Here is an 18,885-nt window from a genome sequence, read left to right as displayed (position 1 = left end):
GTGCCAGCGCCAGCGACAGCCCGACCGAAGGCTCGGGCGAGCCGGCCACCAGCACGCCGCCGCCCGGTGGCGCGGGTGCACGCAGCGGCGCGGCCCCGGTGGCCGCGGCCGCCGACCGCAACGCCGCGGGCACACCGCAGCGCGATGACGCGGTGGCCGCGTTCCGGCTGCGCTCGATCCGCCAGGAAGAGCGGCGCACCGCGACCTTCGAATACAACCGCGCCGAGGCCCAGCAGCGCTCCTACGCGCCGCAGGGCTTCATCGGCCTGATGGCGCGCGAGCTCAACCGTCCGCCGTATTTCGTGGAGATCGATCTCGACGATCCGTTTTTCCAGACGCTCAAGATCGAGGCCAAGGCGCCGTTCGCGTTCGAGGCCCTGGGCCTGAAAGAGATTCACCTGCAGCTGGACTACGGGCCGGTCAATGACCCGAACAACCACCGCCGCCAGGATCTTGTTTTCAACGCCGACGACCACGCGGCCCGGGCGGTGGAGTTCATGGTCAACCTGCGCAAAGACCAGACCTATGCCTGGCAGGCGCAGTACCACTTCGACCCCAACAGTGCCTGGGAAGGCGAACGCTTCAGCTATGACGCGCCGCGCGTGGCCGCGAGCGAAGACCGTACCCTGGTGCTCAACCCCATGGACGCGATCGGCTTTTTGCACATTCGCGTCGAGCCCGGCCGCATCGACCCGGGCGTGATCGACCACATCGAGCTGGATCTGGGCTATGAAGACCCGAGCGGCTGGAAGCGCGAGAAGAGCGGTCGCATCAACGCCGCCGCGCCGGCCGCGCTGGAATGGAAGCTGCGCGTCTCGCCGTCTTCCACGCGCAGCTGGCGCTATCGGGTGCGCCACCACCTGAAAGACGGCAGCGTGGTCGAGCTGCCCGCGGTCAGCACGCGCGCCACCTCCGTCGTGATCGACGACCCCTACCCGGGCTCGCTCGACGTCACCATCTTCCCGATCGTGGACTTCAGCAGCGTGCGTGCCGCGATGCTGGATGTGAGCTACGCCGATCCGGCCCACCACTACGCGCGCCGCGAGCGCGTGCGCCTCACCCCCGAGATGACCGAGGCGCGGGTGCGCTTCTCCACGCCCGACCCCTTGAAGAAGCGCTTCAGCCACCAGCTCACCGTGGTGCACAGCGACGGCCGCACCGAGCGCCCGGCGCCGGTCGAGACCGAGGACGACGTGATCACCGTGGTGATCTGAGACCGCTGCCCCCCACATCCCCCCATTCGCATTCCGAGGAGATTTCACATGACCACCAAACGAGCCGTCATCGTCGGCGTGAACGACTACTCCGTGCAGGGCTACAACAGCCTGCGTTTCTGCGTGGCCGATGCGGCCTCGATGTACCACATGCTGGTCGACGCCTTCGGCTTCGCACCGCAGGACATCTTTTATCTCACCGATGGCGCGGCCACCTCGACCCGCATCCGCCAGGCGCTGCGCTACTGCGTGACCCAGTCGCAGCCGGGCGATGTGATCTGCTTCTACTACTCTGGCCACGGCGGGCGTGTGCCGCACCCGGTGGTGCCGACCCAGATGTTCGAGACCATCATCCCGTTCTCCGGCCAGCACATCAGCGACCACGAGATCCAGAGCCTGGCCGACTCGCTGGAACCCTCGGTCGCCAACTTCACCATCATCCTCGACAGCTGCCACTCGGGTGGCATGCACGACGAGAGCGAGATCGCGCGGCGTGCGCGCTCGCCGCAGTTCAGCGCCGATCTGCTGCAGCGGCTGGCCCAGTGCCGCACCCTGCTGCCCTGCGGCATCTGCCTGCCACCGGCCAGCCGCTCGGTGCTGGACAACAACATCCGCAGCGTGACCACCCGCAACACCGGCGTGGTGGTGGAGGAAGACAACACGCGCCGTCTGGTGCAGCAGGCCAAGTCCACGCTGATCGCGGCCAGCTCGGCCGCCCAGGTCGCCATGGAGACCGAGGCCATCGGCCACGGCCTGCTGACCAAGTCGTTTCTCGACCTGGTCAACGCCAGCAACTTCAGCATCGACCACCACGGGCTGATCGATTCGCTCACCACCTCTGTGGCTGCGCTGATGACCCAGCACTTCCCGGGTCAGCAGCAGACGCCGCAGCTGCGCGGCCAGGCCAACCGCATGGAAGAGACCTTCCTCGACGGTTGGCGCGATTCGCGCTGAGCCGGCCGTTCCACCCACCGAGGAGTTTTTATGCTCAGCCTGGAAAAGCCGCTCACCGTCGATGGCATCACCGTCTACCGCGATCACGCCGACGTGAATCAGTTCTGGTATCTGCCGGGGCCGGTCGGCCTGGCACGCCGTGCGGGGCCCGACAACCTGGCCGAATTCACATTCCTGAAATACAAGGCCGCCAGCGTGGACGTGGGCAAGACCGGCGGCGGTTTCGTGATGTTCAAGACCACGCTCAAGCTCACGCCGCAGCTGGAGTCGCGCATCCTGGGCCGCATCAATGCCGAACCCGGCGTGACGCCGCCGGTGCGTCTGGCCGCGGCGCCGTTTGAAGAAGGCACGGTGCAATGTCTGGCGCTGAACCTGCAAGGCTCGGGTGGCACCGCGGCCAGCGCCGCGCCCGAGGGCGCGTTCAACGCGGTCGAGCTGATCCTGGGCGCGTCCGTGCCGTCCATGGACAGCGAAAACGGCGCCGCTTTCAGCCTGGCGCTGTCCAAGGAGGGCGCGACGATTCTGGAGCAGGCCTTCAGCGACGGCATGGCGCCGATCGGCGTGATCTACAACATGAAGTACCTGGCGATGCGGCCCTCGATCGACGTGGAGATCACGGCCGATTTCGAGCGCATCTTCAACCACTTCAGCGCCAGCCTCGAAGCCCAGTACCAGTTCCTGCGCGGTGGCATCGAGGCGGCGTTCGAGTCGCTGGTGCAAAGCGGCGCGATCCACATCAAGGTGCTGAATTTCACCGACGAGGCCGATGAGCGCGAGCAGGAGAAGTGGGCGCTGGACTTTTTCAAGGACGATCTGCTGTCGAAGTGGTTCGAGCCCACGTTGACCCCGGGCCAGCTCGCCGCACAGCAGGCCACCAGCGACCCGCTGAGCGAGGTGATCGCCACCGGCCGCGACCTGCTGCGCGACGCCAACAACAGCACCAACACCCCCAGCACCCCCACGAACCCGGGCGGCACCAACACCAACCCCGGCGGTGCCACTGGCGGCGTGCAGCCTGCGGCCTTGACCGTGGAACAGCAAAGCCCCACGCCCCTGCCCGCCGGTCAGGGCGTCACCCACACGCCCGCGACCAGCGGTCTGGCCGAGACGGTCAGCATCACCGGTGCGGGCGCCAGTGTGCGGGTGGACGGGGCCCCGGTCACGCCCGATTCGGCCGGTCGCATCACGGTCACGGTGAACCCCGCCACCCAGAAGACCATCGAGGTGGAATGGCCCGCGCAGACCACCGAAGAGACTTTCGGCCTGTTCTTCGACTTCGACAAACCGGCTGAAGCCGGCTGGCGCGTCAACCCGCCCTCGACCGAGTACCGCGCCTACGTGGACAACAGCACTACCGACCCGCGCTTTCAAAGCGCCTCGGGGACGCTGCGCATCGAAGGCGACGGCAATTGGAGCGGGCCGGAGCGCGGCGCCGATCGGCTGCGCGCCTGGATCCAAAGCCAGCCCGCGCCGCGCAACGTGCGCGTGGAAGCCTACGCCAGCCACGAGCACGCCGCGGGTCTCGCCGAATCACAGCGCGAGGCCTACAACCAGCGCCTGTCCGCCCGGCGCCGCGACGTGGCCCTGGCCATCGTGCAGCGCGCGGGTGGCACGGTCAGCGGCGGCAGCGCCAACGGCGACCATCCCGCGTCCAGCCGCCCCGGCACCCACAGCCCGATGGGCGGCGACCCCGACAACCGCGTGGCCCACATCATCGGCCGCACCGCGGGCACCACACCCTCGCGCTGGCGTGGCGTGCTGCGTCGGCCCGCGTCGAGTGCGCCTCCGCCGCCGCCCCCACCACCGCCTCCTCCGCCACCACCACCACCGCCGCCGCCGCCTCCTCCTCCGGCCCAGGGCGGCAGCTCGCTCCCGGTGGTGGCCAGCCTCAAGCTGAAGTTCGTGCGCCAGGAGGAACGCAAGAAGCTCACCCTGCGCTACAACCGCGCCGAGGCCACGCGCCGCAGCTACGCGCCGCAAGGTTTTTTTGGCCTGATGCTGGGCGATCTGCGCGACAAAGCCAAATACTTCAAGGAGATCGATCTCGACGATCCGTTCTTCCGCGAGTTCAAGGTCGAGGCCAGCATGCCGATCGACTTCGCGCCCATCGGCCTGGCCTCGGCCCAGGTCGCGCTGGACTACGGCGATCCGGCCAAACCGCAGGACCACAAGCACGCCGACTTCGTGTTCCTGCCGGGTGAGAACAAGGTCGAGACCTTCAAGGTGTTTCTCAACAGCACGCGCGACATCGACTACCAGGCCGGTTTCCAGTTCCACTTCGACCCGCAGTCGGGCTGGGCCGCCGACCGCCACTCCTACGACATCCCGGCCAAGAGCACGCTGGACCGCACGCTGTTCGTGAACCCCTACGAACACATCGAGTTCCGCGAGATCAGCGCGATCGCCGGCGACATCGACTGGGAGGTGGTCGAGTCGATCGAGCTCAACCTGAAGGCGCGCGGCTACGCCAGCCCGGAACCCCGCACCGTGCTCACGCTGCGCCGCGACAGCGCCCCGCAGATCTGGCGCCTGCGCGGGGCCAAACCCGCACCGGCCGACCGCGGGGTCGAGATGGAGCTGGTGCAGCGGCTGAAAGATGGCAGCGTCACGCGCCTGCCCGCCACCGACCTGGCGGTGTCGCAGATCGTGGTGCACGACCTGTTCGTGGGGGCGCTGCGGATCGAGTTCGTGCCCGCTTTCGACCCCGCCGCGGTGAACCGGGTGCTGGTCGATGTGGAATACCGCGATCCCGCCAACCAGTACGAGCGCACCGAGCGTCTGGAGATCCCGGGCACGGCCACCGACTCGGTGAAGCTGCGCATGGCCCTGCGCGACAAGAACCAGCGCCGCTACCGCTTCCGCCTGACCTTCATCGGCCCGAACCTGTTTCAGCAACGGGCCTGGGTGGAGACGGAGGAAGAGATCCAGCCGGTGAGCTGATGCCAGCCATGGTCGTTCACCCCGCCGAGATCCACAGTGCGTTGCCCAGCGCGGTGGACCGCACGATGGACCGCCTTGAGCCCCTGCTGCCCGAGGCGGTGACCCGTGCCCGCGCGGCGCTGGCGCACAGCCTGGGTGCGGTCGGCCACTCGGTCTGGCCCGAAGTGGCCTGGCGCTTCAGCCGGCTCACCAACACCGGCCTGCCGATCGAGTTCGCCTGGTCCTCGCGCGAGGCGGCGCTGCGCTGCACGGTGGAAGTGGCGCCGCCCGAAACGCCCGACCACGAGCGCCTGGGGCTGGCGGCGCGGTGCCTTGGCTGGCCGAACGAACCCAGGCGTGCGTTGGCGCCGTGGCAGGCGCTGCAACAGGGCCGGGACCTGCGCTTTGGCGCCTGGCTGGGAGCGCGTTTTTCACGCGCCGGCAGCGCCACCACCAAGCTGTACGTCGATCTGCCGCCCGGGGCGCCGCTGTCGCAGCCTTGCTCACTGCCCTGGCTGCGCAGCCCCACGCTGCGCTGGCGCATGGCCGGCCTGAACGCCGACCAGAGCCTGGAGCTGTATGCGCAGTGCCCCGATTTGGACCGGGAGCGCCTGCTGGGTTGGTGCCAGCGCTTCCTGGGCGCGTCGTCACCGGGCGTGGCCCTGGACCAGCGCCTGGCGCTGCTCTGCGGTGATCAGGACCTGCCCCGGCCATCGGGCCTGAGCCTGCTGTTCGACCGCGAAATGCGGCCCCGCGCCCTGACCTGGTTCTGTTTCGCCAAGGCCTTGTTCCGCGACGACCAGCAGGTGAGCGAGGCCCTGCGGTCGGCCGTGGACGGTGAGCCCGCCGCGGTCTATGCCGCCCTGGCCGGCGGCCCGCCCGACGGCCGCTGGCGCCACGGCATGGTGGGTGCCGGCGTGGAGGCGGGCGGCACCTCCTGGCTGCAGTGCGGACTGCGCCCCACATGAGCGACGCCCGGCCGTTCCGAAGGCGCTCAGCCCCGCAGTGCGCAGCACGGAGGGTCGTCCAATGAGCGACGCCCGGCCGTTCCGAAGGCGCTCGGCCCCGCAGTGCGCAGCACGGAGGGTCGTCCAGTGAGCGCCAGCCAGGAGCCCATGGAAGGTCTTGTCGCGAGCGAAATGCACAGCAGCGGGCGGTGCGTGCCCGACCGCAACGGCTTTGCCACCGCCCTGGCCGTGCGCGCCTTGCGGCGCGAGGGTCGCAAGCCGGGCCTGCCCATGCTGCGGGTGCTGGAGCGCTGTCGCTCGGCGCAGGGCGGCTTCGGTTTCTGGCCGCAGGGCCTGCGCCCGGTCTGGGCACCCCCATTGCCGGACGATGCCGACGACACCGCCATCATGGCGCTGGAGCTCTACCTGGCCGGGCGGCTGGACCGGGCCGAAGCGCGGCGCATCGCCTGTCGGTGCATCGGCGTGCGCCGCATCGCCCGGCTGCCCGTGCTTCGCCCGCCCTGGCTGCAAGTGGGCGTGTTCGCGACCTGGAGCCGTTCGGGTGCGGGCCTGGACATGGTCGACTGCACCGTGATCACCAACGTGCTGGCGCTGTTGGCCGCGACCGGTCTGGAGGGCATCCCGGGCACGCGTGAATCGCTGGCCCTGCTCGACCGGGCGTTGGACTGGGCCGGCGACGACGAAGCCCGCGCCAGCAGTCTGTCACCGTTCTACCCCGACGCCGCGGAGTGGTTGCCGGCTTTGAACAACGCGGCCGCGCTGGGCGCCAAAGGCCTCGCGCGGCTGCATGAGCGCGTGCAAAGCACGCCTTGGGGCCAGTCCGCCCAGCGGTTGTATGCGTCGCCCGAGCATGCGATCTGCTCCAGTCCCTATGGCCTCGCTGTGTGGCGTTCGCCGGCGCTGTGCGCTCTGCGGGCGGCCGTGGCGCGGTAGGCGCCACAGCTTTCAGCGCCAGCCACCCAGATCGGCCGTCGCGCCGGACGGCCAGCGCATGACGGGCCAGACGCCGGTGTTCATGTTTCGAGGCGATGGCCGGTGAGACAAGAAAAAACCCGCAACGCCGGAGAGCGTGCGGGTTCTTGCGACCGTGTGAGGTGGTCTGACCTTGTTTGTGGTGCCCGGGGCCGGAATCGAACCGGCACGCCATCTCTGGCGGGGGATTTTGAGTCCCACCTAGAAAACCAGCAACGGCGCGGCCTCCAGGCCTTTTTTTGGCGCATCAAATCCCAAAGTTCGCAGGGGCGTCGGAAACTATCGCGCCAACGGTTCAGCGCACCGCGCGCAGCCTCGTCGCCCGGGTCCGGTAGTGCTTGGCCGTCAGTGCCTTATTGCTGTGCTGCAGCAGCTTGGAGGCCTCGTCCAGATCGTCGGCAAGGTCAGCAGCAAGGCTGCGCATGTCGCGCAAGAACATGGCCCGCACGGTCTTGCCAAGGTCTTCGTCGCCCGCCTGCTCGGCCTTGAACGCGGCGGCGTCTCGCGCGTCGTCCCAGCGGTCGCGCAGCATGCGGTAGGTGACGGCCCGTCCCGTGGGGGTGGTCAGCAGCATCACGCAGTGCGCTTTCATCGCCTCACGTCGGGCCACCAGCGCGGTCAGGATCGGAGAGTCCGCCACCGTGAACTTGGACGCCTTGCGGGTCTTGCTGGCGCGGTGGGTGATGACGCCATCGACCGGCATGCGAACGGTGCGCGCGTCGGTGATGCGCATGCCGGTGGCGCTGGCGATGTCCATGCAGTCGCGCAGCACCTGGTCGGCCTCTGCGTAGACCGCCGCGAACAACACGCCGGTCACTTCGAACTCGCGCGCCTGTTCCTCGTTCTTCCAGTTCTTGACGCCCTGGGCGGGCCATGGCAGGCGCGTCATGCCCCACATCAGAGCCTTCGACCACACGATTTGCAGAAGGCTCATTTCCCGGTTTCCCTGCGTCTTGGCGGTTCGCAGGTCCAGGTACTGGCGCAGCGCCGGCAGGTCCACCTCGTCCCACGCCATGCCGCCGAACACAGGGCGCAGCGCGCGCAGGTTCTTGGCGTAGCCGCGGCGCGTCTCCTGGTTGTCATACCCTGGCAGTTCCTTCTCTTCCCAGCGCGCGAAGGCTTCCTCTATCCGGCCGATGGTCAGGGGCACCTTGTTGTGCAGCTGCTCCCACTGCTCGATTGCCTTGGCATGGTCTTTCCCCAGCCGCACGTCCGGCTTGCCTTCCGGCCGCATGTCGTAGACGTAGTAGACGTATGCCTGGCCGCCACGGCCCTTGTAGACCTTGGTTCGCAAGCGCGGGTATTTGGTGAGCTTTGGCATGGTGTCTCCGTCAGAACGGTATTCCGTCGCAATCGGCCTTGCACTTGGATCGCTGGCCACATGCTGGGCACTTCGTTGGCAACCAGCGGCCGATCAGCGTCCAGTACAGCGAGTACAGCATGTCAACGAACCGTCGGTGCCTCGTGTCGCCAACCCGGTCTGAATAGGTGGTGTCAGCGGCGCGGCAACGCTCGCACGGGACGCAGTCGCAACCATGGTCCATTGCATGGTAGTCCGGCTGGCATCCGAACCACCAGCAGAGTGCATTCTTGAATTGCTTCATCGGATCGCCGCCACGTTCATCCCGCCACGGGTCAGCGCCGGCTTGCCCTCCAGCCACGACTGGACATGAACCCTGGACACGATGACCCGAGATCCATCCTGCCGATGTGGAATGCTTCGGAACTTGAGCCATGCCGCTTGCTGGGTGGCGCGCGCGTAGCCGGTGAGTTGGTGCAGCTCATTGATCGACAGGTATTCGGTCATGGCTTATCTCCTGGGTTTTGCTGCTCGTGGCGCGGTTTTTGAACCGCTGCAGGCTCGCTTCGAGGTTGGCGTTACACACTTCGAGTTCTGCAATGCGCTCCAGCAGCGGGGCTGTGGCAGCGGCTTCAATAGCCCGAGCGAAGTCGGCATAGCGGTTGCCAGCAAGGCCCACGCCGTTCATCATCCATAGGTGGATGATCTGTGCGTCGATCAGCATGGTTTGGCCCTCACTCAATCGTTGCTATGTCGGCTCGCCTGAGCCAGCCGCTTCTGCTGTCTCCAAGACGGTCGTCAAGCTGCTGTTCCGTCTCCGGCCACACATGCATATCGTGCACCAGCCGCAGGTAAAGCTGATGCCAGAAGTTTCGGACGCGATGGTCTGGATGCTTGTACCCAATGATCTCCACAGCATGCATGAAGTGCATCTGGAAGTGATGAGGGATCGCGTCCAGATCACGCATGTAGCCGTTCACGTGCACCTGCATTCGGTCTTCCCAGCAGTCTTCCGGGTCATCACCGTCGAGCGATGGCCCGGTGAAACTGCCGCCATTGGAGTCAATCGGGTTATTCAGCACCGCGCCATCCATGGCCGAAAGCAGAACGCATCGCCGATACCAGCGCAGCAGCATCTTGATGGGTCCGTACTTTGGAAGCCCATCCGGACCTCGAATGGCCGTCAGCAGCACGGTCTGCTGCATCATCGGGATGCTCTGAGTCCACTCTTGAATTACACCAGCCATGTCACTCTCCAATGTTGTGGGCTGCTTCAATGGCCCGGCCGTATTCCAGCGTGCTCTTTCCTCTCATCAGCTCTTCGTGCTCCGCATCGCTCAGCGGCTTGCGCTGCTGGGGTGCGGCGTAGTGTGGTACCCATCCGGCCTTTTCTTCTCGATAGCAGGAGACGGACTCGTGTCGATGATGAAATTCCCCATCGCGCTCCGGTGGTGCCCAAAGAACCGGCTCCTGCTGCGCCGCCTTCGGCTGCTCTGTCCGCGCCTCGTTCAGGACCAGTTCAAGACGATGGAGAAACCAGGCGGATCGATACGGATCAGAGTCGTCGTACTCGTAGATGAACCTGTGAAGTTGCGTTGCCGTCTTGCTGTCAGGTTCGGCGCCATAACCACCGCCAGCGCCGCGCTTTTCGATGAACGCGGAATTTGCCATGCGGAGCGCGCATTCATCCCATGACGGAAGGCTATTCGGTGGCGCCTGCTCTTCTGTCGGCTGCTCTGCCTGCGCTGGTTTTTGTCCTGCCGGGCAATGACAGCTCCCGCGCCATTGGCCGTCGATGCTGTGCACGTCTCCTGTGCCGTCGCAATTCGGGCAGCGCTCTGCCTGCGCTGGTTGCTCGACCGGGCTATCTGCCTTGCCACGCGTCTTCACTGCCTGAACTCCGTTGGTAGGTACGTCGGCGGGTCTCCAGATGTAGCCGCAGTCGTGGCACAGGTGCGAGCGGTGGGGTGGGTTGGTCCAGCGGCTTTTCTGTATCACATGAGTCTTTGTCTCGCTGTGCGGTCCTCCCGTGGCAACGGTCAAGTCCGGTTCCGGCGCGTCGATGTGCTGCGTTCCGCATGCCGGACAGTGCAGCACCATGTCGATGGGGTCGGCCTGCGCTGGTTGCGGTGCTGCTGATAGCATGGCGCGGTAGGCCTCGCGCTGGACCCTCCAGGCAAACGCCACGTAGTCCAGGCCCTCGTTTTTGCAGTCACTCCAGATTTTTTTGATGACGCTGGCATGCAACACGTCAGGTTCATCACCCGGCACAGCCGGCGCCTCACGAAGCGCAGCTTCGATGGCGGCGCGCCTCGCCGGGGTAACCTCATCTCGCAACCTGACGAACTCGTCGGCCTCGGCCTGAGGCCAACCCTTGCCCTGGCAGCGCTCGAAAAGCTCTCCAATGCGGTGTGAGCTGCATTCCAGTTGCGACACCCTCGCCATCACCTCCTGAACTTTTGCTTCGTTCATGCCGCGGCCATAGTTCGATGACCCTGTGGCTTCGAGGTGTGCAACACGGTCAAGCAGCGCGAGGATCGCCGTTCCGGCTTGCTCGATCTCGCTGATCGAACGGCTCACAGGGTGGCTGATGCACTGCTCTGCCAGTTCTCGGAGTTCGACGTTTTTCATGATGGTGTGTCCTTTCAGTATTGGACGTCCGCCCACTGATCATCAGTCGGCGGTTCTTTCTGTCTGAACACGGCCCAATCGCCTTCGTGACCAGGGCGCGGGTCCATGTGCTTGTGGCCCATGTCGCACTGGCTTGGGTCGCCTTGGCAGGGGATCAGGTCGTCAACCGTGAGCCGCACGGACTGTCGATGTTCACGAGGCCTGTGAACCCGCTGGCCTGCATGCTTTGCTTGAGGAACTGGATGACGGTCGGTGTCATGGTGTTGATCCTGTTCAAGCCGCAGCTTCGGCCGTTCGGTCGTGCTCGATGGCCTTGGTGGGGTCTTGGGTGCGCCAGTCCGGCCACTTGCGGCCCTCGTTTTTGGTCTGCTTTGCAACGATGGCTTGGACGATCTGCTCCGGCGTTGCCCCGCTGCGCCATGCGCCATCGAGGGCGAGGATGATCACGTCCACCCACTCGCCAAGAACTGGCAGGCCAGCACCGGCATCGTCCTGAACCTCGACCAGTTCCTTTCGGATGTGGTCACAAACGCCAGCCGTACGGTCGCCCGGGCCGAAGGTTCTCAGGCTGAACGCCATCTGCCGGTGAAGATGGGTCACAAGGTCAAATTGCAGCGGGAGGTGCAGGACCTTCATGCCGAGCCGGTGGGCGACGTGGAGCTCCAGATGGGCGCCCTTGCTGCCCTCCCACCCTGGCATCAGGGCGATACCGTCACAGGTGCACAGTTCGCTCAGATCAGCACGCAGGCACAGTTCCCACGTGCCGGCCTCCTGAATCTCCGCGGGGCGGCCCACCGGTGGAACTCGGGGAAGTTGTTGTCTTCGATGCCACTCATGGGGCCGCTCAGGTAAATGCGCATGGTGTTTTCTCTCTTGTTGGTGTTGGTTGATCAGGTGGTCACGCTCTCGTCGCTGACCTCATCCATATCGAACAGGGATGGAGTGGCCACCTCGCGTGCGGCAGCGTCGGTTAGGAATGCAAGGTTCGGAAGGTGCGTGCTGTCGGGCTCCTGCGGAAGCCATGCACCCGTGGTGTTGGCCTTGCTGTGCACCCACAGGTGGCAGGTGCGACACAGCAACACCAAGATGGCCGGGTGCGCGCGCAGCTCGCGGATCTGGAACGACCAGACGTGGTGGATGTGGAACGTGGGCTCCGACTTGCGGTCCACCGTGCGCCAGTCCTTGCCGCAGTTGCGGCAGCAGGCGTTGTCGCGCTGCCAGACGAACCGCACCGCTGCCTTCCACTCTGGCGACCGGTAGAATTCCTGCCGCTCTGGCGTGGCGCCGCCCTTCCAGTTCGGGTTTTGCTCGGGTGGTGCGTCAGCCAGCCAGTGCTTTCCGTCGCGCAGGTAAGGCACTTGCCCGCGCGCGATGGTGGCGGCCCGCACCTTCTCGATGCTCTCCAGGCGGTGTGTGCGCCCCTTGAACGCGCTGGGCGCGCCGGCCTTGAAGTGCACCGCCTCATTGCTGCCGCGCGGCCGTGTCGGGATGCCGGCCTGGCGCAGCCAGTAGTGCACTGTCTTGGCGTCGCGCTCGTACAGCCATCCGATGTCTGGGCAGGTCAGGCCCATGTCGGTGTACATCAGCGCCAGGCGGTCCACCGGTGGGCGCGGGTAGCGGGATTTCGTGGCGCTCATGCGGACTCCGGTTCTTGGTCGAGCAGTAGCTCGGTGTTCTGGCGATCGAAGCGATGGCCTGCTGCCGCGGCCTCGCAGTTCTTAGCGGCCTGCCGAAAGTAGCTGGGCTTGAGTTCCCAGCCCAGTCCTCGGCGGCCGTTGACGATGGCCCCGTAGACCTCGGAGCCCACGCCAATGAATGGCGTCATCACGGTCTCTCCCGGGTTGCTGCGCAGCGCGATCACGCGCTCGATCACGTCTAACTGCAGCGGGTGCACATGCTTTTCGTCGTCGGTGTCGCGCGCGGCCTTGAAAGGCAGCACCCTGTCGATGCGGATGTCGTCCCACATGCAGTCGGCGTACTGGCGCCAGATCCAGTGTGAGAAACGGTTTTCGGTCTGCTTGCCTTTCCATCCGCGGTAGGTCATCACCTCTGGAGGTGGCTTGCGGTCGCCGGCGTACTCCAGCATGCCAACCGGGTGCGCCACGGGCACCGGGTTCTCGCCGTCGCGGCGGAACAGCAGCAGGTAGTCGGCGGACGCGATGCCACAGTCGATGCTGTCGGCCACCAGCGAGGCGTGCGCCAGGTTCTTCTGCATCGTCCGCAGGCGAACGGCGAGCGGCTCCTTCCAGATCGCGTGCCGGCCGGCGTAACTCCAGCCCAGGCGCTGGTGGAGCTTGATGATGTCTCCTGGGAAGTCGATCAGCGAATCGGTTCCTGAGTTGCTGCGCGGAATCTCCATGCAGTGCACCGCTGACATCCGGCCTGGCATTGTGACCCTGGCGATCTCGCGCACCACGAACTCGTAGTGGGAGAAGAAGCCGTCGTAGTTGCGGCAATTGGACAGGTCGCGGTCGTCGCTGCTGTAGTTGTACAGGCCGCTGAAGGGAGGCGAGTAGACGGAAAGGTGGATGCACCCATCCGGCAGCTGCTGCATACCCTCGACGCAATCGCCCTGGTAGATGGCGAATTTATCGGTGATGAGTTGTTCGGCTACAGCCATGCTGGAAGCTCATGTTTCTTGATAAATGATTGCGTGCGCTGGATGGTCATTGCGGCGTGCATTTCGGACACCAGCGCGGTGAACATCGCGTCGGCTTGGACGGCCTTGCGCTGCATGTTTCGGAGCGCGCCACGCCCGCCTTCGGTGGTGACCATGTCCACCCGCACGCGATGTTGCTGGCCGAACCGAAGGAAGCGGCGCACCTTCTGGTAGTACCCCTCATACGAGTGGGATGGGAAGTCGGTCATGTGGTGGCAGTGCTGCCAGTTCATGCCGAACCCGGCGATCTTCTGTTTCGTCACCAGCACGCGGAAGGCGCCGTCGGAGAACCCCAGCAGCTTCTCTTCCTTGGCGTCGTCACCGTCCTTGCCGCTGACCTGCACCGCGCCTGGAATCAACTTCTCAAGCAGGTCGCCTTCATCGTTGAGGTCGCACCAGACCACCGCTGGTTCTCCGGTGTCGATCACCATGGATGCGGCCTTCTCGCACCGCTCGCGCAGGGTGCGGCGGCGCTCTTCGCGCTCTTCCTGCAGGCCCTGGGCTGGGAGCGCGAACAACATGCCGTCGCCAAGAATCTCAGACTCGACCAGGTGCTCGATTTCTTCCAGCGGCGGGATGGCGAAGGCGCCGTCATCAAAGCCCAGGTCGGAGGGCCGGCGCATCGCGCGCGCCCAGCTGCAGACCCAGCGCCAGAATGGTTGCTCGGCGTGCCCCTTGAAGCGCCACTTGTTGGCCGACCCCATGTAACCGCGGCCCGTGCTGCTGTTGTTCATGTCGTTCTTGAAAAACCTGTTCAGCATGTCCATGTGCCCCAGGTAGCCCAGAGCCTCGGAGGACGTGCCCAGCTCGACGTAGTCGTTGGGCGCGGCGGTGGCTGTGCCGCATAGCCTGAACGGCAGGCGGCGGTCGAACTCCGTGATCTGCCCGCGGCGCGCGCCGTCGAAGTTCTTCAAGATGCTGGACTCGTCGTTCGCCGTGCCAGCGAAGTCCGCCGGGTCGAACAGGTGCAGCCGCTCGTAATTGGCGATGGTGATGCCGCGGTGCACCTTGCCGTCGCGCGAGACGTGGGCCTCGATGCCGAACTTTTCGGCTTCGCGCTCGAGCTGCGCAGACACCGCCAGCGGAGCTTTGACCAGCACATTGCCATTGGTGTGGCGCACGACGTTCTCGGCCCAGACGAGTTCCTGCAGTCCCTTGCCGAGCCCGCAGTCTTCGAACAGCGCAGCGCGGCCCTTGCGCAAGGACCACTCCACCATTGCAGCCTGGAAGTCGAAGAGGTAGTCTGGCATCCACACCGGCTCGAAGCCGTAGTCGCCATCGAGCTGGCTCTTATTGCGCAGGAACTGTTCGTAGGAGGCGGTCATTTCAGTCGTGCATGAAAAAGCCCTCGCTGGGGAGGGCTTGGGGTTGGTGTTCAGGCCGCCCGCCTGATCGCGTTGATCAGGTCGGTGGCCACTGGAGGGCAAACAGCGTTGCCAATCAGGTGCCACGCCGTGGCCTCGTTTGCAGGCAGGACGTAGCGATCAGGTAGCCCCATGAGCGTCCGGCCCTCGCTTGCCATGACCATGCGCATCTGCTCGCCATCGACTACGGCCCATCGCGCCCGTGTGGTGAGCGTGCCAATGGGGCGATCCAGGCTGCGCCCAGTCTCACCGCTTCCGCTTCCGTAGTACGGGGCAAGGAACCGCGCTCCGAACTGCCGACGGCCTGTCGCAATCCTGGCCAGCGTTCGTTCGCTGCGGCCCTGTTTGTTAACCGGCGACCAGCGACCGGCCGTCAAGTCGATGCACCTGCTGGCCGGTACGTGCGAACGGCGCGGCAGACTCAACTCGATGGGGTGCTTGCTGAGCGTGGCGATAACGAACAGGCGGCGTCGATGCTGCGGCACGCCATGGTCTGCCGAGTCCAACACCATCGGTGTCAGTGCATAACCCAGGGCGTGCATGGCCGAAGTCCAGGCCGGCCAGAGGACCCAGCTGGTGAACTCCGGCACGTTTTCCACCAGCACGACGGTAGATCTGTGCACCTCGGCGCATGTGACCACAGCCCAAGCCGTCGCCCGCTGTGCATCATGGTGTGGCCTCTCTTTGCCGCGCGCCGGGCTGTGACCCTGGCATGCAGGCGAGGCCAGCAGGATGTCGTGGGAGGGGGCATCACGGAAGTCCGCTTGCTGCAGGTCCTGGCAGGCATGTGTGGTGTTCGGGTGATTGGCGGCATGCCATTCCACGGCTGTCGGCCAGTGGTTCGCTGCCCAAAGCACATGGCACCCAGCAGCTTCGGCCCCCGCACTGAAGCCGCCAATTCCGGCGAAGAGGTCAATGGCGTTCAATGTTCTTCCCTCGATATGTTTTTGTCAGGTCTCCCTTGACCGCATGACCGCGCCGAAGAAGGGCGAGGGCGATCAGGGCTTGTTCGTGGTGGCTGGCGCCGGCTTGTCGGGTCAGACCGAAGTAGGAATTGCCGGTTTCAAAAAGGTCGGCGGCCGGCATGTGCTCCAGCCTGGCCAGCGCGGTGTGCAAGGTGCGCGGCCGTGTCGTGCGGCGCCAGGGCTTGATGACCTGTCCCACGTAGTCGATGCCCCGGCTGATGGGTTGGATCACAGTCTTGCTGGGGTTCAACGCCAGACCGAGCGATGGCAGGACGCAGTTGATGCTCTTCAGCGCTTCTCCAAGCCAATCAGCCGACTCGTGCAGCAGCACCATGTCATCGACATAGCGCGTGTAGTGCTTCGCCCGGATCCTGTGCTTGACGTGCTGATCGAGCTCGTTCAAAAGGATGTTTGCGAAAAACTGTGATGACAGATTTCCGATGGGCAACCCGTGCCAGCGGTCGGCGCTGGTCAGGCGCTTGTGGTGCGGCACGGCGGCCAGGTCCCGCGCGTCGCCGCGAACCTCGTAGTCCAGCCTCGGATCGTGGAACACGATGACCTTGGCCAGCCCGCGCCACCAGCGTTCATGGATCTGTTCTGCCAGCAGCGGCCACAGCTTGCGCTTGTCGATGCTGACGAAGAAGTTGGCCATGTCGCATTTCAGGTAGAACCCCGGCCGGCTCCAGTTCTGGGTCTGGCTGCGCACCTTCGCTTCCAGGCGCTGGGCGCCGTACAGCGTTCCGCGACCGGGGATGCAGGCGCAAGAGTCTGCGATGAACCGGCGGTGGAATCGGTCGGCGATCTGGTTGTACAAAAGGTGGTGCACGATCCGGTCGCGGAAGCCGGCCGCCCAGACCTCGCGCGGGCGCGGCCTGGTGATGGGGAAGCATGTCGATGGTCCCGGCCGGTATGCGCCGGACTCCAGCTCTTCATGCAGCTCTATCAGGTTGCACTCCAGGTCCTGTTCGAACCGGAGCGCGCTGGCCGTAGTGCGCTTGTGCCGGCGGCAGTCGTAGTAGGCCTCCACCAGCTTCTCGAACGAGTAGCCATCATCCATAAGAACTCTCGGTTGAATCTGCGGAAAGGGCGGACCCGGAACTCGTTGTTCCGGTTGTTGTTGTTCACGTTGCCGTTCTCGAAGTCCACCGCCCAGGTGGTGTCAAGCGATCACGTCGGCCCGCCGATGGCTCAGCGGGCAAACTGCGCGGGATCACGTCGGCTGCTGCCGCCGATATCCCTGCTGCGCGTTTCGGTGGGCTTGTGGCCCAGCGGCTCGACCAGATTCAATGGCGCTCTGGCCGGACCGCCTTGACGGACCGGCGACAGGCGCACTTTCCGAATGCTTCTGCCACCCCGTGGCTTGCTTGCCGACGCTCGCCGTGAGGACGATGGTGCGTGCGTACTGTGGGTGGGAAATCAGCTTGTGATCCACCGCGAGGCGCAGGAGAAGGTTCACCGTCTCGACTTCCTGGCGCATGCGCTGGAGGATCGGAGCACGGTGCTCCATGCCAGCCGTGTTCGCCTCGTAGGTGCGAATGACCAACGCCATGCATCGACGCCTCAACTCCGCACCGAAATCCGACCGAAAGTTCTTTGGCATGTTCGCCACGAACCCTGTGACAAGCTTCGTCAGGTCATAGGTTGCGCGGTAGATCTCGGTGTCGGTGTGGAGTGCCATATGCAGCGGGCTACGCCCGCGAAGGGTTAAATGGATGAATCGCTAAAGCTGCGGAAAGGGCGGACCCGGAACTCGTTGTACCGGTAGAGGGTGCCCACGAAGCCGTCCTCGAAGTCCACCGCCCAGGGCCAGTCGTGGTGCTCGCTGCGTGACCAGTAAATGCTGTCGATGCCCTTCTGCGCGAAATGTTCGCGAGCGTTGACGTAGGCCAGCATCAGGTCTTCCTGATCCGGCGCGCGCCAGTCGCTGTGACCATTGATTTCGGCTGGGATGACCTTCTCGACGTTGGCGAACTCCACGTTTTTGATGTCGTGCTCGACGCCGCCCGGGATGACGACGTGATGCACCGCGCCGTCGATGAGTCGGGCTCCGATGTAGATGCCGCCCTGCGATGGCCAAGGCTGGTTGATGGCGGGGATGCGGGTCTGTGTTTCTTCTTGCATGGTTTGCTCCTGTGATGAAAGTGGTGAATTGCTCAATAGATGAATCTGCGGAACGGGCGGACCCGGAACTCGTCGTCCCGGTTGTTGATGGTCACGTAGCCGAGCTCGAAGGCCAGCGCCCAGGCATAGCTAGCCGTGCGTGGTGTGCTGGTCCAGTACCAGTTTTCCTTCCCGAACAGATGGGGGACGTTTGCGGCGGCCAGCATCAGCTCGCGCCGCGCGGGCAAGTAGAAGTCGGTGCACTCATCGGCTTGGAAGTCGCTGGCCAGCTTTGCGGCCGGGCATTCGTTGCGCAGCCGCTGGGTGTTGTCCAGGCCGTCCCAATCGGACAAGTCGCGCTCGCCGTCGGGTGCCCATCTGGCGCGGCCGACATCTGCGCCGCAGTCTGCGACGATCAGACCGTAGACGGTGCCATCCTCGGCACGGAAGTCACCGGCGTAGATGCCGCCTTGACCCGGCCAGTATTCGCCGATGCGCGGTCGGCCATCGACGTTCTGCAACTCGGTGGTGGACGGCGGGTCGGTCGGTGGCGCCTCCTGGCTGAGCGCGCTGGCGACAAGCGCGGAGATGAACGCGCGAACCATGGGCGGGATTTCCGCCGTTTGGCCCGTTTGGCTGACATGCAGGTTCTCGATGTTCAGGGTTTCGATGGTGATGTTCATGGTGTTGGCGAATAAAAGCCCGCACGCGGCGGGCTGTGTGGTGGGTGAATGGTTTGGAAGGTGAGCGTCAGCGACCGATCAGGTAGGCAATCGCGGCGACGATTGCCGCCACTGCGAACGCTCCGGGCCACGTAAGTTGGCTCAGGGTTGCGATGA

At 65.3% G+C, this 18,885-nt stretch carries 19 protein-coding genes and 1 tRNA gene; 5 read left to right on the top strand and 15 right to left on the bottom strand.

What is annotated here, in order from left to right; translation table 11 throughout:
• The 5 genes from AC07YZ_RS17255 to AC07YZ_RS17235 form a co-directional block, all read left to right on the top strand.
• The coding region (locus AC07YZ_RS17255) for a hypothetical protein (protein ID WP_494795617.1) at positions 1 to 1,214 on the top strand (1,214 nt) is incomplete at its 5' end.
• A gap of 48 nt (positions 1,215 to 1,262) precedes the next feature.
• The gene (locus AC07YZ_RS17250) at positions 1,263 to 2,168 is read left to right on the top strand and encodes a caspase family protein (RefSeq protein ID WP_226491649.1); all 906 of its coding nucleotides are present in this window, start codon (positions 1,263 to 1,265) and stop codon (positions 2,166 to 2,168) included.
• Between the two features lie 30 nt (positions 2,169 to 2,198).
• Positions 2,199 to 5,108 (top strand): hypothetical protein, encoded by a 2,910-nt coding sequence (locus tag AC07YZ_RS17245; RefSeq protein WP_494795616.1) that lies wholly within the window; start codon positions 2,199 to 2,201, stop codon positions 5,106 to 5,108.
• Between the two features lie 8 nt (positions 5,109 to 5,116).
• Positions 5,117 to 6,055 carry a hypothetical protein gene (locus AC07YZ_RS17240; RefSeq protein WP_494795615.1) on the top strand — a complete coding sequence of 313 codons (939 nt, stop codon included), beginning with the start codon at positions 5,117 to 5,119 and terminating at the stop codon, positions 6,053 to 6,055.
• A gap of 147 nt (positions 6,056 to 6,202) precedes the next feature.
• The gene (locus tag AC07YZ_RS17235) at positions 6,203 to 6,988 is read left to right on the top strand and encodes a hypothetical protein (protein ID WP_494795614.1); all 786 of its coding nucleotides are present in this window, start codon (positions 6,203 to 6,205) and stop codon (positions 6,986 to 6,988) included.
• 179 nt (positions 6,989 to 7,167) lie between these two features.
• Here AC07YZ_RS17235 and AC07YZ_RS17230 read toward each other — a convergent pair.
• The 15 genes from AC07YZ_RS17230 to AC07YZ_RS17160 all read right to left on the bottom strand — a co-directional run bounded on the left by AC07YZ_RS17230 (position 7,168) and on the right by AC07YZ_RS17160 (position 18,729).
• Positions 7,168 to 7,247: transfer RNA gene (locus AC07YZ_RS17230), tRNA-OTHER, on the bottom strand.
• A gap of 75 nt (positions 7,248 to 7,322) precedes the next feature.
• Positions 7,323 to 8,348: a site-specific integrase gene (locus tag AC07YZ_RS17225; protein ID WP_494795613.1), complete on the bottom strand. Its 1,026-nt coding sequence runs from the start codon at positions 8,346 to 8,348 to the stop codon at positions 7,323 to 7,325.
• A gap of 279 nt (positions 8,349 to 8,627) precedes the next feature.
• Positions 8,628 to 8,834: a DUF4224 domain-containing protein gene (locus AC07YZ_RS17220; RefSeq protein ID WP_494795612.1), complete on the bottom strand. Its 207-nt coding sequence runs from the start codon at positions 8,832 to 8,834 to the stop codon at positions 8,628 to 8,630.
• On the bottom strand, positions 8,809 to 9,051 hold the full coding sequence (locus tag AC07YZ_RS17215) for a hypothetical protein (protein WP_494795611.1): 243 nt from the start codon (positions 9,049 to 9,051) through the stop codon (positions 8,809 to 8,811). Before AC07YZ_RS17215 ends, AC07YZ_RS17220 begins: the two co-directional genes overlap by 26 nt.
• Before the next feature lie 10 nt (positions 9,052 to 9,061).
• Complete coding sequence (locus AC07YZ_RS17210) at positions 9,062 to 9,574, bottom strand: hypothetical protein (RefSeq protein ID WP_494795610.1); 513 nt, start codon at positions 9,572 to 9,574, stop codon at positions 9,062 to 9,064.
• Position 9,575: 1 nt separating this feature from the next.
• Positions 9,576 to 10,958, bottom strand: a complete 1,383-nt coding sequence (locus AC07YZ_RS17205; protein WP_494795609.1) for a hypothetical protein — start codon at positions 10,956 to 10,958, stop codon at positions 9,576 to 9,578.
• A gap of 273 nt (positions 10,959 to 11,231) precedes the next feature.
• Complete coding sequence (locus tag AC07YZ_RS17200) at positions 11,232 to 11,753, bottom strand: dATP/dGTP pyrophosphohydrolase domain-containing protein (RefSeq protein ID WP_494795608.1); 522 nt, start codon at positions 11,751 to 11,753, stop codon at positions 11,232 to 11,234.
• Positions 11,754 to 11,848: 95 nt separating this feature from the next.
• Complete coding sequence (locus AC07YZ_RS17195) at positions 11,849 to 12,595, bottom strand: HNH endonuclease (protein WP_494795607.1); 747 nt, start codon at positions 12,593 to 12,595, stop codon at positions 11,849 to 11,851.
• Positions 12,592 to 13,578 carry a DNA methyltransferase gene (locus AC07YZ_RS17190; RefSeq protein WP_494795606.1) on the bottom strand — a complete coding sequence of 329 codons (987 nt, stop codon included), beginning with the start codon at positions 13,576 to 13,578 and terminating at the stop codon, positions 12,592 to 12,594. Before AC07YZ_RS17190 ends, AC07YZ_RS17195 begins: the two co-directional genes overlap by 4 nt.
• Positions 13,569 to 14,942, bottom strand: coding sequence for a DEAD/DEAH box helicase family protein (locus AC07YZ_RS17185; protein WP_494795605.1), 1,374 nt, complete (start codon positions 14,940 to 14,942; stop codon positions 13,569 to 13,571). Before AC07YZ_RS17185 ends, AC07YZ_RS17190 begins: the two co-directional genes overlap by 10 nt.
• Positions 14,943 to 14,992: 50 nt before the next feature.
• Entirely contained in the window at positions 14,993 to 15,907 is a 915-nt protein-coding gene (locus AC07YZ_RS17180) for a DNA cytosine methyltransferase (protein ID WP_494795604.1), read from the bottom strand.
• Positions 15,894 to 17,003: an RNA-directed DNA polymerase gene (locus tag AC07YZ_RS17175; protein WP_494795603.1), complete on the bottom strand. Its 1,110-nt coding sequence runs from the start codon at positions 17,001 to 17,003 to the stop codon at positions 15,894 to 15,896. The genes AC07YZ_RS17180 and AC07YZ_RS17175 overlap by 14 nt, the downstream gene beginning before the upstream one ends.
• A 153-nt stretch (positions 17,004 to 17,156) precedes the next feature.
• A complete protein-coding gene (locus tag AC07YZ_RS17170) occupies positions 17,157 to 17,624 on the bottom strand; it encodes a four helix bundle protein (RefSeq protein WP_494795602.1) in 468 nt (155 codons plus the stop codon).
• A 26-nt stretch (positions 17,625 to 17,650) separates the two neighbouring features.
• Positions 17,651 to 18,067, bottom strand: a complete 417-nt coding sequence (locus AC07YZ_RS17165; protein WP_494795601.1) for an Lcl domain-containing protein — start codon at positions 18,065 to 18,067, stop codon at positions 17,651 to 17,653.
• A gap of 32 nt (positions 18,068 to 18,099) precedes the next feature.
• Positions 18,100 to 18,729 carry an Lcl C-terminal domain-containing protein gene (locus AC07YZ_RS17160; RefSeq protein ID WP_494795600.1) on the bottom strand — a complete coding sequence of 210 codons (630 nt, stop codon included), beginning with the start codon at positions 18,727 to 18,729 and terminating at the stop codon, positions 18,100 to 18,102.
• Positions 18,730 to 18,885 lie beyond the last annotated feature (156 nt).

This window comes from Hydrogenophaga sp. GW101-3F08, assembly GCF_059424585.1.
The sequence above is the reverse complement of the archived record's forward strand: the minus strand, read 5'-3'. Positions and strand labels throughout refer to the sequence as shown.

Bases quoted from the DNA above. Each gene is read 5' to 3' on its own strand.
- AC07YZ_RS17205 (WP_494795609.1), bottom strand. From the start codon at position 10,958: ATGAAAAACGTCGAACTCCGAGAACTGGCAGAGCAGTGCATCAGCCAC.
- AC07YZ_RS17225 (WP_494795613.1), bottom strand. From the start codon at position 8,348: ATGCCAAAGCTCACCAAATACCCGCGCTTGCGAACCAAGGTCTACAAG.
- AC07YZ_RS17240 (WP_494795615.1), top strand. From the start codon at position 5,117: ATGGTCGTTCACCCCGCCGAGATCCACAGTGCGTTGCCCAGCGCGGTG.
- AC07YZ_RS17165 (WP_494795601.1), bottom strand. From the start codon at position 18,067: ATGCAAGAAGAAACACAGACCCGCATCCCCGCCATCAACCAGCCTTGG.
- AC07YZ_RS17250 (WP_226491649.1), top strand. From the start codon at position 1,263: ATGACCACCAAACGAGCCGTCATCGTCGGCGTGAACGACTACTCCGTG.
- AC07YZ_RS17175 (WP_494795603.1), bottom strand. From the start codon at position 17,003: ATGGATGATGGCTACTCGTTCGAGAAGCTGGTGGAGGCCTACTACGAC.
- AC07YZ_RS17220 (WP_494795612.1), bottom strand. From the start codon at position 8,834: ATGACCGAATACCTGTCGATCAATGAGCTGCACCAACTCACCGGCTAC.
- AC07YZ_RS17195 (WP_494795607.1), bottom strand. From the start codon at position 12,595: ATGAGCGCCACGAAATCCCGCTACCCGCGCCCACCGGTGGACCGCCTG.
- AC07YZ_RS17245 (WP_494795616.1), top strand. From the start codon at position 2,199: ATGCTCAGCCTGGAAAAGCCGCTCACCGTCGATGGCATCACCGTCTAC.
- AC07YZ_RS17210 (WP_494795610.1), bottom strand. From the start codon at position 9,574: ATGGCTGGTGTAATTCAAGAGTGGACTCAGAGCATCCCGATGATGCAG.
- AC07YZ_RS17185 (WP_494795605.1), bottom strand. From the start codon at position 14,942: ATGACCGCCTCCTACGAACAGTTCCTGCGCAATAAGAGCCAGCTCGAT.
- AC07YZ_RS17170 (WP_494795602.1), bottom strand. From the start codon at position 17,624: ATGGCACTCCACACCGACACCGAGATCTACCGCGCAACCTATGACCTG.
- AC07YZ_RS17190 (WP_494795606.1), bottom strand. From the start codon at position 13,578: ATGGCTGTAGCCGAACAACTCATCACCGATAAATTCGCCATCTACCAG.
- AC07YZ_RS17235 (WP_494795614.1), top strand. From the start codon at position 6,203: ATGGAAGGTCTTGTCGCGAGCGAAATGCACAGCAGCGGGCGGTGCGTG.
- AC07YZ_RS17160 (WP_494795600.1), bottom strand. From the start codon at position 18,729: ATGAACATCACCATCGAAACCCTGAACATCGAGAACCTGCATGTCAGC.
- AC07YZ_RS17215 (WP_494795611.1), bottom strand. From the start codon at position 9,051: ATGCTGATCGACGCACAGATCATCCACCTATGGATGATGAACGGCGTG.